General features: G+C 71.3%; 11 protein-coding genes. 7 read left to right on the top strand and 4 right to left on the bottom strand.

The annotated features are described in order from the left end of the window. Window positions 1–47 precede the first annotated feature (47 nt). Both QQA12_RS11540 and pbpC read left to right on the top strand, forming a co-directional pair. The gene (locus QQA12_RS11540; RefSeq protein WP_226049938.1) at window positions 48–4,943 is read left to right on the top strand and encodes an alpha-2-macroglobulin; all 4,896 of its coding nucleotides are present in this window, start codon (window positions 48–50) and stop codon (window positions 4,941–4,943) included. Window positions 4,944–5,096: 153 nt separating this feature from the next. Continuing rightward, a complete protein-coding gene (pbpC, locus tag QQA12_RS11535; protein ID WP_226049373.1) occupies window positions 5,097–7,466 on the top strand; it encodes a penicillin-binding protein 1C in 2,370 nt (789 codons plus the stop codon). A 123-nt stretch (window positions 7,467–7,589) separates the two neighbouring features. On the opposite strand, the gene QQA12_RS11530 is transcribed toward pbpC, so the two are convergent. Both QQA12_RS11530 and QQA12_RS11525 read right to left on the bottom strand, forming a co-directional pair. Then, window positions 7,590–8,165, bottom strand: coding sequence for a ferritin-like domain-containing protein (locus tag QQA12_RS11530; protein WP_226049372.1), 576 nt, complete (start codon window positions 8,163–8,165; stop codon window positions 7,590–7,592). A 31-nt stretch (window positions 8,166–8,196) separates the two neighbouring features. Beyond that, the gene (locus QQA12_RS11525) at window positions 8,197–8,679 is read right to left on the bottom strand and encodes a peroxiredoxin (RefSeq protein ID WP_056931324.1); all 483 of its coding nucleotides are present in this window, start codon (window positions 8,677–8,679) and stop codon (window positions 8,197–8,199) included. Between the two features lie 151 nt (window positions 8,680–8,830). Here QQA12_RS11525 and QQA12_RS11520 point away from each other — a divergent pair, with 151 nt between their 5' ends. Beyond that, window positions 8,831–9,271, top strand: coding sequence for an Hsp20/alpha crystallin family protein (locus QQA12_RS11520; protein ID WP_056931349.1), 441 nt, complete (start codon window positions 8,831–8,833; stop codon window positions 9,269–9,271). A gap of 125 nt (window positions 9,272–9,396) precedes the next feature. Further along, window positions 9,397–10,296 carry a DnaJ C-terminal domain-containing protein gene (locus QQA12_RS11515; RefSeq protein WP_056931325.1) on the top strand — a complete coding sequence of 300 codons (900 nt, stop codon included), beginning with the start codon at window positions 9,397–9,399 and terminating at the stop codon, window positions 10,294–10,296. Window positions 10,297–10,347: 51 nt separating this feature from the next. Here QQA12_RS11515 and pilH read toward each other — a convergent pair whose 3' ends face one another. Together pilH and QQA12_RS11505 are read right to left on the bottom strand one after the other, a co-directional pair. Beyond that, window positions 10,348–10,734 (bottom strand): twitching motility response regulator PilH, encoded by a 387-nt coding sequence (gene pilH / locus QQA12_RS11510; RefSeq protein WP_056931350.1) that lies wholly within the window; start codon window positions 10,732–10,734, stop codon window positions 10,348–10,350. An 85-nt stretch (window positions 10,735–10,819) separates the two neighbouring features. Further along, window positions 10,820–11,815 carry a YhdH/YhfP family quinone oxidoreductase gene (locus QQA12_RS11505; RefSeq protein ID WP_226049371.1) on the bottom strand — a complete coding sequence of 332 codons (996 nt, stop codon included), beginning with the start codon at window positions 11,813–11,815 and terminating at the stop codon, window positions 10,820–10,822. 146 nt (window positions 11,816–11,961) lie between these two features. Between QQA12_RS11505 and hflK the strand changes: the two genes are divergently transcribed. From hflK to QQA12_RS11490, 3 genes are all read left to right on the top strand, one after another. After that, on the top strand, window positions 11,962–13,071 hold the full coding sequence (gene hflK / locus QQA12_RS11500; protein WP_226049370.1) for an FtsH protease activity modulator HflK: 1,110 nt from the start codon (window positions 11,962–11,964) through the stop codon (window positions 13,069–13,071). Further along, entirely contained in the window at window positions 13,068–13,931 is an 864-nt protein-coding gene (locus QQA12_RS11495; RefSeq protein WP_056931328.1) for a protease modulator HflC, read from the top strand. Before hflK ends, QQA12_RS11495 begins: the two co-directional genes overlap by 4 nt. A 139-nt stretch (window positions 13,932–14,070) precedes the next feature. Beyond that, window positions 14,071–14,256 carry a DUF2065 family protein gene (locus QQA12_RS11490; RefSeq protein ID WP_226049369.1) on the top strand — a complete coding sequence of 62 codons (186 nt, stop codon included), beginning with the start codon at window positions 14,071–14,073 and terminating at the stop codon, window positions 14,254–14,256. Window positions 14,257–14,455: the final 199 nt, after the last annotated feature.

The raw sequence follows: 14,455 nt of genomic DNA, 5'->3' as shown, positions 1-14,455 counted from the left end.
CGCCGCGTCTGCAGGAGAACGCCATGGGCAACAGGAAGTGGAAGCACATGCGCTGGGGCGCCGCCGCGCTGGTGGCGCTGGCGGTGCTGGCCGGCTGCAAGCGCAACGAGACCGGGCAGCTGCCCGGCGCCAGCGGCGAGGCGATCCAGGCCAAGCGCGACGAGGTCAAGGGCTTCGCGCTGGTGCGCGTGTGGCCCGACCAGAAGGGTGGCGACGGGCTGTCGCTGGCGGTGGAATTCTCGCAGCCGCTGGTCGGCACCCAGGATTTCGACAAGCTGCTGCGCTTCGAGGAGAAGGTCGGCACCGAGGACAGCAGCTGGTCGCTGTCCGATGACGGCAGGACCCTGCGCTATCCCTACGTCGAGGCGGCCCGGGACTACACCCTGGTGGTGTCGGCCGACCTGCTCGCCGCCGACGGCAGCCGCCTGGGCCGCGAAGTGCGCCAGCAGGTGTTCACCGGCGAACTGAAGCCGGCCGCCGGCTTCGCCTCGCAGGGCAGCGTGCTGCCGGCGCGCGAGAGCCGCGGCCTGCCGGTGGTGTCGGTCAACGTGCCGGAAGTGGACGTCGAATTCCTGCGCGTGGGCGAGAAGAACCTGCCCACCTTCTTCAGCCAGTACCAGCGCGGCGGCCGTCGCGGCAGCTGGGAACTGGACAGCGAATACGGCGAGCACACGCCGATCTCGCAGCTGGCCGAGCCGGTCTACCTGAACCGCTTCGTGCTCGGCGGCAAGCCCAACGAACGGGTGCTGACCTACCTGCCGATCCAGGAGATCCGCGAGCTGCAGCAGCCGGGCCTGTACTTCGCGGTGATGAAGCGCGCCGGCCGGTTCGAGGGCGAGTACGACACCGCGTTCTTCACCGTCAGCGACATCGGCCTGCACACCCGCGCCTACAAGGAGCAGTTGTTCGTGCACACCGCCTCGCTGGCCTCGGGCGCGCCGCTGAAGAAGGTCGAACTGCGGGTGCTCGACGGCAAGGGCGAGACCGTCCTCAAGGGCCAGACCGATGCCAACGGCAACGCGCTGCTGAACTACACCCTGGACGCATCGCACGTGCTGGTGGCCACCAGCGGTGCCGACACCACCCTGCTGCCGTTCAACCAGCCGGCGCTGGACCTGAGCGAGTTCGCCGTGGCCGGGCGCCAGAACGCCTGGTTCGACGTGTTCGCCTGGTCCGGCCGCGACCTGTACCGCCCCGGCGAGACGGTGCGCGTATCGGCGCTGCTGCGCGACAACGACGGCAAGCCGGTCGCCGGCCCGGACAAGGGCGCGCAGCCGGTGTTCCTGCGGCTCAAGCAGCCCGACGGCAAGGTGTTCCGCGAAACCCGCCTGCAGCCGGGCGCGCAGGGCTATTTCAGCTTCGAACAGGCGATCCCGGCCGAGGCCCCGACCGGCCGCTGGCAGGTCGAGTTCCGTACCGACCCGGCCAGCAAGGAAGCGGTGCAGGGCCTGACCCTGCGCATCGAGGAATTCCTGCCCGAGCGCATGAAGCTGGACCTGGACAGCGCGCAGAAGACGCTCAAGCCGGGCGAACCGCTGAAGCTGCAGGCCGATGCCGCGTACCTGTACGGCGCGCCGGCCGATGGCAACCGCTTCACCGCCAAGCTGGCGGTGGCGGTGGAGCAGCACCCGCTGGAATCGATGCCGGGCTGGTTCTTCGGCGACCCGACCGTGAGCTTGCCGCGCGAAGCCAACGACGTGATCGACACCACCCTGCCCAGGGACGGCAGGCTGCGCCAGGACATCGCCCTGCCGGAAGAGGTCGGCAAGGGCACGCCGGTGGCGGCGCTGGTCTCGGGCAGCGTCTACGAGACCGGTGGCCGCACCGTCACCCGCACCCTCAAGCGCGTGCTGTGGCCGGCACCGGCGCTGGTCGCGGTGCGCCCGCTGTTCAGCGACACCGATGGCGCCGATGCCAACGCCAACGCGCGTTTCGAGCTGCAGCGCGTGGATGCCGATGGCAAGCCGCAGCCGGCCAAGGGGCTCAAGGTCACCCTGGTGCGCGAACTGCGCGACTACCACTGGACCTTCACCGACAACCGCTGGGACTACGATTTCACCCGCCGCTTCGAGAACAAGGAAACCCGCACCCTCGACGTCGGCGCCACCGCCGCCCGGTTCGACTTCCCGGTGGAGTGGGGCGAGTACCGGGTGGACGTGTTCGACCCGGCCACCGGGCTGACCATGCGCTACCCGTTCCGCGCCGGCTGGAGCTGGAACGACGACAACCGCGGGCTCGACGCGCGCCCGGACAAGGTCAAGCTGGCCCTGGACAAGACCGGTTACAAGGCCGGCGACACGCTGAAGGTGACCCTGACCCCGCCGCATGCCGGGCGTGGCGTGCTGATGGTCGAAGGCGACCGCATGCTCTACGTGCAGGACATCCAGGCCAAGCCGGGCAGCACCTTCGAGATCCCGGTCACCGAGGACTGGGAGCGGCACGACGTGTACGTCACCGCCCTGGTGTTCCGCGGCGGCAGCGCGTCCAGCAAGATCACCCCGGCGCGCGCCGTGGGCGTGGCGCACGTGCCGATGGACCGCCGCGACCGCCGCATCGCGGTCGGCCTGGTGGCGCCGAAGCAGATGCGCCCCGAACAGCCGATGACGGTCACCGTCAGCGCGCCGGAGCTGGCCGGCAAGCCGGCGCACGTCACCGTCTCGGCGGTGGACGTGGGCATCCTCAACATCACCCGCTTCGCGGTGCCCGACGCCAACGCGCATTTCTTCGCGCAGCGCCGGCTGGGGGTGGACGCCTACGACATCTACGGGCGCGTGATCGAGAGCTTCGAGGGCAACAGCGGCAAGCTCAAGTTCGGCGGCGACATGGCGCTGCAGGCGCTGCCGCAGGCGCGGCGCCCGACCGCCCGGGTGCAGACCGTGGACCTGTTCTCCGGCCCGGTCGCGCTCGATGCCCGCGGCAATGCGCGCATCACCCTGCCGGTGCCGGATTTCAACGGCACGCTGCGGGTGTCGGCGCTGGTGTATTCGGATACGCGCTACGGCAACCGCGACGTTGAAACGGTGGTGCGCGCGCCGATCCTGGCCGAGGCCAGCATGCCGCGGGTCATGGCCCCCGGCGACCGCAGCACGGTGACGCTGGACGTGCAGAACTTCACCGGCAAGCCCGGCGAGTTCACGGTGCGCGTGGACGGCGAGGGCCCGCTGGCGATCGGCGAGGCCGCGCGCCGGCTGCAGCTGGCCGCCGATGCCAAGCAGACCCTGAGCTTCCCGCTCACCGCGCAGGAGGGCTACACCGTGGCCAAGGTGCGGGTGCGGGTGGACGGCAACGGCTTCAAGGTCGACCGCCGCTACGACCTGCCGGTGCGCGCGGCCTGGCCGCAGGTGCTGCGCTCGCAGACCCGCACGCTCGACCCGCTGGCGCCGGTCACCCTGGACAGCGCCTTCGCCGGCGGGCTGATGGCCGGCTCGGTCAACGCGCGCATGCTGGTCAGCCCGCTGCCGCCGATCCCGTTCGCCTCGGCCCTGCAGGGGGCGCTGAACTACCCCTACGGCTGCGCCGAACAGACCACCAGCAAGGGCTATGCGGCACTGCTGCTGGACCAGGCCACCTCGGCCATGCTCGGCGCCGACGGGCTGGACGCCAAGGCCCGCCGCGAGCGCATGGAAGGCGCGTTCGGGCGGCTGGCCTCGATGCAGGTGGCCAACGGCAACTTCTCGATGTGGGGCAACGACGACTACGTCAACCCGGCGCTGACTCCTTACATCGCCGAGTTCCTGCTCGACGCCAAGGACGCCGGCTTCGCGGTGCCTGACAACGTGCTGCAGAAGGCGTTGAACCGGATCAGCGAGGACCTGCTCAGCGGCGGCAACCAGTTCTACGGGCAGGAGCGCCGCGATGCGCTGAAGTTCGCCAACCAGGCGTATTCGGGCTACGTGCTGGCGCGGGTTAACCGCGCCCCGCTGGGCACGCTGCGCGCGCTGTACGACAACGAGCGCGGCAAGGCCGCCACCGGCCTGTCGCTGGTGCACCTGGGCGCGGCGCTGTCGCTGCAGGGCGACGGCAAGCGCGGCCAGGCCGCCATCGCCGCCGGCTTCGGCATGGCCGGCAAGGACCGCCCGGCGTATTTCGGCGACTACGGCAGCCCGCTGCGCGACGACGCGCTGATGATCGCGCTGCTGCACGAGCGCGGCCTGGCCAAGCCCGAGTACGACGCGCGCGCGGTCAGCCTGGGCCGCGAGCTGGACGCGCGCCGCAACGGCGGCTGGCTGTGGCTGAGCACCCAGGAGCAGGTGGCGCTGGCGCGGCTCGGCAAGGCGCTGATGGTCGACCAGAAGAAGCAGGTGTCCGGCGAGCTGGCGATCGGCCAGGCGCGCGAAGCCATCGACGCGCGCAAGCTGTTCGCGCGGGTGTTCGACGCCACGCAGCTGGCGCAGGGCGTGCGCTTCACCCCACAGGGCCAGGCGCCGATGTTCGCCAGCCTGGAAGTGGCCGGGATTCCGCGGCAGGCGCCGGCGCCGGACAACAGCGTGATCGGCATCGAGCGCGCCTGGTTCACCACCGACGGCAAGCCGTGGACCCCGCGGCCGCTGAAGGAAGGCGAGGCGCTGATCGTGCGCCTGAGCGTCACCGCCAACACCGCCATGCCCGACGCGCTGCTGACCGACCTGCTGCCGGCTGGCCTGGAGATCGAGAACTTCAACCTCGGCGATGCCAGGCAGTGGGCCGACGTGGTGGTGGACGGCATCCAGATCAACGACCGCGCCGGCGCCGCCGATGCCCGCCACGAGGAGTTCCGCGACGACCGCTACGTGGCCGCGCTGAACCTGTCGCGCGGCAGCACCGCGCGGGTGTTCTACCTGGTGCGCGCGGTCACCCCGGGCACCTACACCGTGCCGCCGCCGCTGGCCGAGGACATGTACCGTCCCGAGCTGCGCGGCGTGGGCCGGTCCAACCCGACCACGATCACCGTCGTGCAGCCGTGACGATTACCGCGGGCGCGTGCCACCGCACGCGCCCGCGCTGCAACGAATGGACGATGGATGGCGAGCGCTACACCACGCACACCGGCACCCTCCGGCCCCGCTCCTGGCGTGAGCGCCGCCGGCGCCGGACGCGGGCGCGGCACTGATCCGGCAATGCGCCCGCCGCGCGGGCGCCTGCGGCGCTGGGTGCGGTACCTGCTGCCGTGGCTGCGCTGGGGTACGGTGGCGGTGCTGTCGCTGCTGCTGGTGCTCGACCTTGCGTTCCCGCCGCCGCTGCCACGATCCCGCGACACCGGCACCCTGGTGGTGGCCGGCGACGGCACGCCGCTGCGCGCCTTCGCCGATGCGCAGGGCGTGTGGCGTTACCCGGCCGACGCGCGCAGCGTGTCGCCGCTGTACCTGCAGGCGCTGCTGACCTACGAGGACCGCTGGTTCTGGCGCCATCCGGGCGTCAACCCGTGGGCGCTGCTGCGCGCCGGCGGGCAGATGCTGGCCGAGCGCCGCATCGTCTCCGGCGGCTCCACCCTGACCATGCAGGTGGCGCGCATCCTCGATCCGCACACGCGCACGCCATGGGGCAAGGCCAAGCAGCTGCTGCGCGCGCTGCAGCTGGAAGTACACCTGGACAAGGCGCAGATCCTGGGCCTGTACCTGGAACGGGCGCCCTACGGCGGCACCATCGAAGGCGTGGAGGCGGCCAGCTGGGCCTACCTGGGCAAGCCGGCGGCGCGGCTGTCGCATGCCGAGGCGGCATTGCTGGCGGTGCTGCCGCAGTCACCGAGCCGGCTGCGCCCGGACCGCCATCCCGAGGCCGCGCGCCGCGCCCGCGACAAGGTGCTGGCGCGCATGGCCGAACTGGGCGCCTGGTCGGACGAAGCGGTGGCCGACGCGCGCATCGAGCCGGTGGTCGCGCGCTCATTGCAGCAACCGCTGCACGCGGCCCTGCTGGCGCAGCGGCTGCGCAGTGCGCAACCGCGCGCGGCGCACATCCAGACCACCCTGGACAGCGGCCTGCAGCGCACCCTGGAAGAGCGCGTGGCCGCGTATTTCTCGCAGTTGCCCGAGCGCACCTCCGCCGCGCTGCTGGTGATGGACAACGCCTCGCTGGAGGCCCGCGCCTATGTCGGCTCGGTGGCGTTCGGCGACAAGGCGCGGCTGGGCCACGTGGACATGGTGCAGGCCTGGCGCTCGCCCGGCTCCACGCTCAAGCCGTTCCTGTACGGCATGGCGCTGGACGACGGGCTGATCCATTCCGAAAGCCTGCTGGTCGATGCGCCGCAGAGCTTCGGCGGCTACCGTCCCGGCAACTTCGACGCCGCGTTCAACGGCCCGGTCGGCGCGGCCACCGCGCTGCGGCTGTCGCTGAACGTGCCGGCGGTGGACCTGCTCGACCGCGTCGGCCCGTCGCGCTTCGCCGCGCGGCTGGGCAACGCCGGCATCAAGCTGCGCTTCCCGCACGGGGTGCAGCCCAACCTGGCGCTGATCCTGGGCGGCACCGGCGCGCGCCTGGAGGACCTGGTCGGCGCTTTCGCCGCGCTCAACCGGCAGGGCATCGCCGGGCGCGTGCGCTACACCCCCGACGACCCGCTGATCGAACGCCGGCTGGTGTCGCCGGGCGCGGCGTGGATCGTGCGCGACATCCTGCAGTCCAACCCGCGCCCCGGCTACGGCCTGGGCACCTTCGACACCGGCAGCCGCCCGCCGGTGGCATGGAAGACCGGCACCAGCTACGGCTACCGCGACGCCTGGGCGATCGGCAGCACCCGCCGCTACACCGTCGGCGTCTGGGTCGGGCGCCCGGACGGCACGCCGTTGCCCGGCCAGTACGGTGCGGTGACCGCGCTGCCGCTGATGTTCGAGGTGATCGACAGCCTGCCGCGCCAGCCCGGCGACGGCGACGCACCGCCGATGCCGGCCAGCGTCGGCGCGGTGGACGTGTGCTGGCCGCTGGGCCTGGCCGCGGCCGCCACGCCGCCGGCGCTGTGCCAGCGGCGGCTGCAGGCGCTGGCGCTGGACGGCACCGTGCCGCCGACCTTCGCCGAGCGCGATGCGCGGCTGTGGCAGTCGGGGCAGGTGCGCTTCGAGGTGGATGCGCGCAGCGGCCAGCGCCTGTCGGCCGGCTGCGACGGCCACCCGCAGCGGCAGGCGCGCGAGGTGGCGCGCTGGCCGGCGCTGGCCTCGCCGTGGCTGTCGCAGGCGCAGCGGCAGGCGCAGCAGCTGCCGCCGCTGGCGCCGGATTGCCCGGACGACGGCCGCGGCCATGCTGCGGCGCTGCATATCGACGGCCTCACCGACCGCGCCACGCTGGCGCGTGCGCCCGGCGCCACGCATGGGCCACGCCTGCAGCTGCGGGCGGTCGGCAGCGAGGCGACGGTGCAGTGGCTGCTGGACGGGCGCTGGATCGCGCAGACCGAGGGCGCGCGCAGCTTCGTGCGCGATTTCGACGAACCCGGCGAGCACAGCCTCACCGCGCTGGCCGCGGACGGCGCCTGGACCCGCATCCGCTTCCGCGTGGCGCATTGAGCGCGCCGCTGCCGGCACGCGCGGCCAATGCGGTCGTGCGCGGCCGAGGCTGAGATCGGGACTTGGGCTGAGGCTGAGGCCAGCGTGGCGTGGCGGACGGCGTTCAGCCGTCCGCCCTCACGGTTACTCGCCGATCCAGCCGTCGAGCAGGTCGGCGAAGTCGTCGGCGTGTTCTTCTTCCTGCGCCAGGATCTGCTCGAGGATGCGCTTGGTGGTGGTGTCCTTGTCGCCGACGAAGTTGATCATCTCGCGGTAACTGTCGATGGCGATGCGCTCGGCGATCAGGTTCTCGCGCACCATGTCGCGCAGGTTGCCGCCTTCCTTGTATTCGGCGTGGGCGCGGGCGGTGAGGGTGTCCGGGTTGAAGTCCGGCTCGCCGCCCAGCTGCACGATGCGCTCGGCCAGCATGCCGGCGTGCGCCTGCTCCTGCTGCGCATGCTCCAGGAACTCGGCCTTCACCGCGTCGGCGAGCATGCCCTTGGCCATGTAGTAGTGGCGGTAGTAGCGCAGCACGCACACCCACTCGGTGGCCAGCGCGTCGTTGAGCAGCTTGATCACCATCTTGCGGTCGGCGGCATAGCTCGGCGTGATCGCGCCGTCCTCGATGCTCCTGCGTGCGTTGGCGCGCAGGGTCTTGCGGTCGCTGATGCCGCTGGCCGGGACGGTCGTGGCCTTCTTGCTGGCGGGCTGCTTGCTCATGGCGGGCGTGCTCCTTGGTGGAAGGGAATCGCTACTCCGGGAGGTGGGCCAGTACGTAATCGGCCGAGGACACCTCGAAATTGCCGGGCTCCTCCACGTGCACCGCGCGCACGATGCCGTTGTCCACGTACAGCGCGAAACGGCGCGAACGCATGCCCATGCCCGAGCCGCTGGCGTCCATCTCCAGGCCCAGCGCACGGGTGAGGTCGCCATTGCCATCGGACAGCATCAGCAGCCCGTCCGGCACCGACTGCGCCTTGCCCCAGGCCTGCATCACGAACGGGTCGTTCACCGCCATGCAGAACACGTCGATGCCGCGGCTGCGGAACTGCTCGAAGCGCTCGACGTAGCCGGGCAGGTGGCGCGCCGAGCAGGTCGGGGTGAACGCACCGGGCACCGCGAACAGCACCGCCTTGCGGCCATCGAACAGCGCCTGCGTGTCGATGGTCTCCATGCCCTCGCGGATGCGCTTGAGGGTCACTTCCGGGATGCGGTCGCCGACGTGGATGGTCATGGGCTTCTCCAGAGTCTGAATCGAAGTTTAGTGAGCGGGGGTTGAGGGCCGCGTCAACGGCTTGAAAGCGCGGCCTTCACGCAGCATTTCCCGTGCATGGGCGCCAGGGCGCCATTCCGGCCGCCCGCCCGCATCCTTGCAGGAGGAGATGATGAGCATCGTACGTTACCGCCAGTGGCCGACCCAGTCCGATATCCGCCATCTGCTCGCCCCGTTGCTGGACATGCCGGGCGACGCCGCGGCGGCAGGCGCCTGGCTGCCGGCCGTGGACATCCGCGAACACGACGCGCAGTTCGTGCTGCACGCCGACCTGCCGGGCGTGGACCCGGCCTCGATCGAGGTGCAGATGGACAAGGGCGTGCTGTCGATCAAGGGCGAGCGCCGCGCCCCGGAACCGCTGGAGGGCCAGCGCCTGTCGCGCATCGAGCGCCGCCACGGCGCGTTCGAACGCCGCTTCGCGCTGCCCGACAGCGCCGACGCCGAGGGCATCGTCGCCAGCAGCCGCGACGGCGTGCTGGAAATCCGCATCCCCAAGCGCGCCGAAGCCGCGCCGCGCCGCATCCAGGTGGCCAGCGCCGGCGGCACCGCGTAAGCACGCGCCGCGCGCACATCGGCAGCGCCGTGGCCCGCTAGAATGGCGCCACGGCGGCAGCCGAACCCGTATCGGCCCGTTCGCCGCAAGGCGGCGGGCCCGACTCTTTCCGAAAGGGTGTCTGGATGGAATTCAAGGATTACTACGCGACATTGGGCGTGGAGCCCACGGCCGGCGATGCCGAAATCAAGACCGCCTACCGGCGGCTGGCGCGCAAGTACCACCCTGACGTGAGCAAGGAGGCCGGCGCCGAGGAGAAGTTCAAGGCCGTCAACGAGGCCTACGAGGCGCTGCGCGACCCGGCCAAGCGCCAGGCCTACGACCAGCTGCGCGCCCAGGGCTACCGGCCCGGCGAGGAGTTCCACGCGCCGCCCAACTTCGGCGGCGGGCAGGGCTTCGACTTCGAGGAGGTGTTCGGCGGCGCCGGTGCCGGCGGCGGCTTCAGCGATTTCTTCGAAAGCCTGTTCGCGCGCCAGCGCGGGGGCGGCCGCGCGCGCAGCGGTTTCGATGGCTTCGGCGGCAGCGCCGGGCCGCAGCCGATGCGCGATACCCGCGCCAAGCTGTCGGTACCGCTGGAAGCGGCCTACAACGGCGACACGCTGCGCATCAACGTCGATGGCCGCCAGCTCGACGTGCGCGTGCCCAAGGGCATCCGCCCGGGGCAGGTGATCCGCCTGGCCGGGCAGGGCAGCGGTGGCGGCAACCTGATGCTGGAAGTGGAATACGCCGCGCACCCGCAGTTCGAGGTGGACGGCCGCAACATCCTCTACACCCTGCAGGTCACCCCCTGGCAGGCGGCGCTGGGCACCAGCATCAGCGTGCCGACCCTGGGCGGGGCGGTGGAACTGAAGGTGCCGGCCGACTCGGACAGCGGCCGCAAGCTGCGCCTGCGCGGCCGCGGCCTGCCGGGCAAGCCCGACGGCGACCAGATCGTGGAACTGGAAGTGATCGCCCCGGTGGCGACCAACGAGGCCCAGCAGAAGGCCTACCGCGCGCTGGCCAAGGCGTTCGGCGAGAAAATCTGAGGCATCACCGGCGGCAGGCGCGTACCCGGGAGGGCGCGCCTGCGGCCGCAATCAGGCTTCGGGCAGGTCGCCGCCGCCTTCGAACACCCGCGCGATCACCTCGGACAGCTCGTCCTCCGAAAACGGCTTGGTGATGTAGGCCTTGGCGCCCTGGCGCATGCCCCACAGGCGGTCGGTGTCCTGGTCCTTGGTGGTCACCAGCACCACCGGGATGTGCGCGGTGCTGGCCTCGCGCTTGAGCGTGCGCGTGGCCTGGAAGCCGTTGAGATTGGGCATCACCACGTCCATCAGCACCAGGTCGGGCAGCACCGACTTGGCTGCTTCCACGCCGGCGGCACCGTCGGTGGCGGTGAAGGTTTCATGCCCGAGTTTTTCGACGATGCGCTGGATGCCGAGCAGCTGCGATGGCGAATCGTCCACGATCAATATGCGCGCCACGTTCTTCCCCAAGATGATGTCGCGGCCATAGTGTCGGGCCGGCTGCGGTGTGAAGCAACCCGCAGCGCCGTACCCGGTGCCGCATTCAGTCGATCCGCACCAGGGTGCGCCCGAACGAGCCGCCGCCCAGCATGGTGGCGAACACCTCCGGCAACCCGTCCAGGCCCACCTCGCGGGTGCAGATGGTGTCCAGGTGGCGCGGCTTCCAGTCGTCGCCCAGGTGCTGCCACACCTGCACGCGGATGTCGCGCGCGGTGCCGGCCGAGGCCACGCCCAGCAGCGACACGCCGCGGATGATGAACGGCATTACCGTCATGTCCAGCTCCGCGCTGGCGGCCAGCCCGGCCGAGGCCACGTTGCCGTACGGCGCGGTCTGCGCCAGCAGGCTGGTGAGCATGGCGCCGCCGACATTGTCCAGGCCGCCGCCGAAGCGCGCCGATTCCATCGGCCGGGTGGTGGCCAGCGCCTCGCGGCCCAGCACCTGGGTGGCGCCCAGCGTGGTGAGGTATTCCGTCGCTTCGGCCTTGCCGCTGATGGCGTGCACCTCGAAGCCGGCGCGGCTGAAGATGTCCACCGCCAGCGAGCCGACCCCGCCGGTGGCGCCGGTCACCGCCAGCGGGCCGTGCGCCGGGGTCTGCCGGTTGTCCTTCATGCGCAGCAGGGCCAGCGCGGCGGTGAACCCGGCCGTGCCCAGCACCATGGCCTCGCGCAGGCTCAGCCCGGGCGGCAGCGGGATGGCCCACTTCGACTCCAGCCGCACATACTGGCTGTAGCCGCCGTCGCGGGTTTCGCTCAGCCCGCAGCCGGTGGCCAGCACCGCATCGCCCTCGCGGAAGGCCGGGTCGCGGGAGGCCACCACCTCGCCGGCCACGTCGATGCCGCCCACCAGCGGGAACCGCCGCAGGATCTTGCCCTGCCCGGTGCCGGCCAGCGCGTCCTTGTAGTTGACCGAGGACCAGCGGGCGCGCACCACCACCTCGCCCGGGCTCAGCTGGTCCAGGGCGACCTGCTCCAGCCTGGCGCGGTAGCCGGCGTCGTCGTTGTGGATGCGGAAGGCGGTGAACGGGGCGTTGGTGGACATGGCGCGGCCTGCGGCGGAACGGGAGACAACCAAGATAGCGGTTGCGAAACGTCAGGTCTGCCCCATCTAGTAGAATCCGGATTCGATTGACCACGGCCAGGACTGCGGGAACGCCCCGCATACAGGCCCTGACAGATGGAGCATGCATGGCCTGGAACACACCTGGCGGCAACGATAGTGGCGGCCCCGCCGACAACCGGCGCGGATCGCGCTCGCCGCGCGGCGGCAATGGCGGTGGCGGATGGGGCGGATTGCCCGGCCCGCTGCGCGACCTGTTCGACGGCGGCATCTGGCGCTGGGTACTGCTGGGGCTGGCGCTGCTGGTGCTGCTGTCCAGCTTCCAGCTGATCGGCGAACAGCAGCGCGGCGTGGTGCTGCGCTTCGGCCAGTTCTCGCGCATCCTGCAGCCGGGCCCGAACTTCAAGCTGCCGTGGCCGATCGAATCGGTGGTCAAGGTCAACGCCACCCAGATCAAGACCTTCAGCAGCAACGTGCCGGTGCTCACCCGCGACGAGAACATCGTCAACGTGGCGCTGAACGTGCAGTACCGCGTGGACGACCCGCGCCTGTACCAGTTCGGCACCATCGACGCCGACCAGGTGCTGGAGCAGTCGGCGCAGAGCGCGGTGCGCGAGCAGGTGGGCCGTGCCGACCTCAACACCGTGCTCAACAACCGCGGCCCGCTGGCCGTGGCCGCCGAGCAGCGCCTGGAAGCCTCGCTCAAGGCCTACCGCACCGGCCTGGTGGTCACCGGCCTGACCCTGCCCGACGCGCGCCCGCCGGAAGAAGTGAAGCCGGCCTTCGACGAGGTCAACGGCGCCCAGCAGGTCAAGGAACGGCTGATCAACGAAGCCCAGGCCTACGCCGCCAAGGTGGTGCCCGAAGCGCGCGGCCAGGCCTCGCGTGCACGCACCACCGCCGAAGGCTACAAGCAGGCCATCGTGGCCCGCGCCGAAGGTGACGCGCGCCGCTTCACCCTGCTGCAGGCCGAGTACAAGAACGCCCCGGAAGTCACCCGCAAGCGCCTGTGGCTGGAAACCGTGCAGGAAGTGCTGGCCGAGAACCGCAAGGTCATCGGCGGCGACGGCCGCCAGCTGATCTACGTGCCGATGCCGGCCGACGCCGGCAAGACCGCCAACGCCCCGCAACTGACCCCGGAAATGGCGGTACCGGCGCTGCCGGCCGCCACCGACAGCATTCGCAACGCGGACCGTTCCGGTTCGCGCTCGGCAAACCGTGAGGAGGCCGGCCGATGAAGAATTCCCTTGTGATCGGCCTGCTGGTCGCCGTGCTGCTGGGCCTGCTGGGCTCGGTGTACGTGGTGCGCGAAGACCAGACCGCCATGGTGCTCAACCTGGGCAAGGTGGTGCGCTCGGACATCAAGCCCGGCCTGCACTTCAAGGTGCCGCTGGTGGAAACGGTGCGCGTGTTCGACCGCCGCTTCCAGGTGCTGGACACCGCCCCGGCGCGCTACTTCACCGCCGAGCAGAAGGACGTGAGCGTCGACTTCTTCGCCATCGGCTACATCTCCGACGTGCGTGCCTACTACCGTGCCACCGGCGGCGACGGCAAGGTGGCCAATGCCCGCCTGGCGCCGATCATCACCGACTCGCTGCGCAACCAGATCAACGCGCGCACCCTGCAGCAGCTGGTTTCCGGCGACCGCGGCGAGCTCATCGCCGGGCAGCTGCAGGGCATCAACGAGGCGGTCAAGACCCTGGGCATGCAGATCATCGACCTGCGCATCAAGCAGATCGACCTGCCCACCGACAGCCAGGTGATCACCGACGTCTACGAGCGCATGCGCGCCCAGCGCAAGCAGGAAGCGGCCAAGCTGCGCGCCGAAGGCGAGGAGCAGTCGCTCACCATCCGCGCCCAGGCCGACCGCGAAAGCACCGTGCTGGTGGCCGAGGCCGAGCGCGACGCCCAGCAGCTGCGCGGCGAGGGCGACGCCCAGGCCGCGGCCATCTACGGCAAGGCCGGCTCGGCCGACCCGGCGTTCTACGCCTTCTACCGCAGCCTGGAGGCCTACCGCGCCTCCATGACCGACGGCAACGGCGTGATCGTGCTGGACAAGAACGACCCGTTCCTGCAGTACCTCAAGAACGACCGCTGAGCCCAGGCCCGCGCCGCCCCGCCCCTCTCCCGCCGGGAGAGGGCAGGGGCCAGGCCCTTACAGGAAACAGGAAGCCGCGGCCGCGGCGCTGCACTGGAATGCGCCCCCGGCCGCGGTGTTCCCCCGCCTCGCCATCCCCATGCAAGACTTCTTCTGCGCGCTCTGCCTTGTCGCCGTCCTCGAAGGCCTGTTCCTGTTCGCCGCGCCGCTGGCGTGGAAGCGCATGGCCGCGCGCCTGCTGGAACTGCCCGCCGCCGCCCTGCGCCAGTCCGGCGCGGTGGTGCTGGCCCTCGGCCTGGCCGCGCTGTGGTGGCTGCGCCACTGAACCGCGGCCGGCCGCCCGCCCCGGCCGGGGCCGGCGGGGGTGGTAGCCGTCAGCCAAAACCCGGATAATCCAGAAAAGCCGGCCGGGGCACTCCCGTTCGGCTTTTTCCGTGTAAGGCCCTGGCGTTTGCCCGGCACTCCCCGATGGAGCGCCACCCCGGCAGGCCCGCCGGCCCCGCGCGGTCCCGTCCGCGGCCCCG

The organism is Stenotrophomonas sp. 17(2023), assembly GCF_030345315.1.
In the GTDB taxonomy this organism is placed as follows: Bacteria; Pseudomonadota; Gammaproteobacteria; order Xanthomonadales; family Xanthomonadaceae; genus Stenotrophomonas; species Stenotrophomonas acidaminiphila.
Note: the sequence above shows the minus strand (reverse complement) of the source record. Positions and strands in the feature narration are given on the sequence as shown.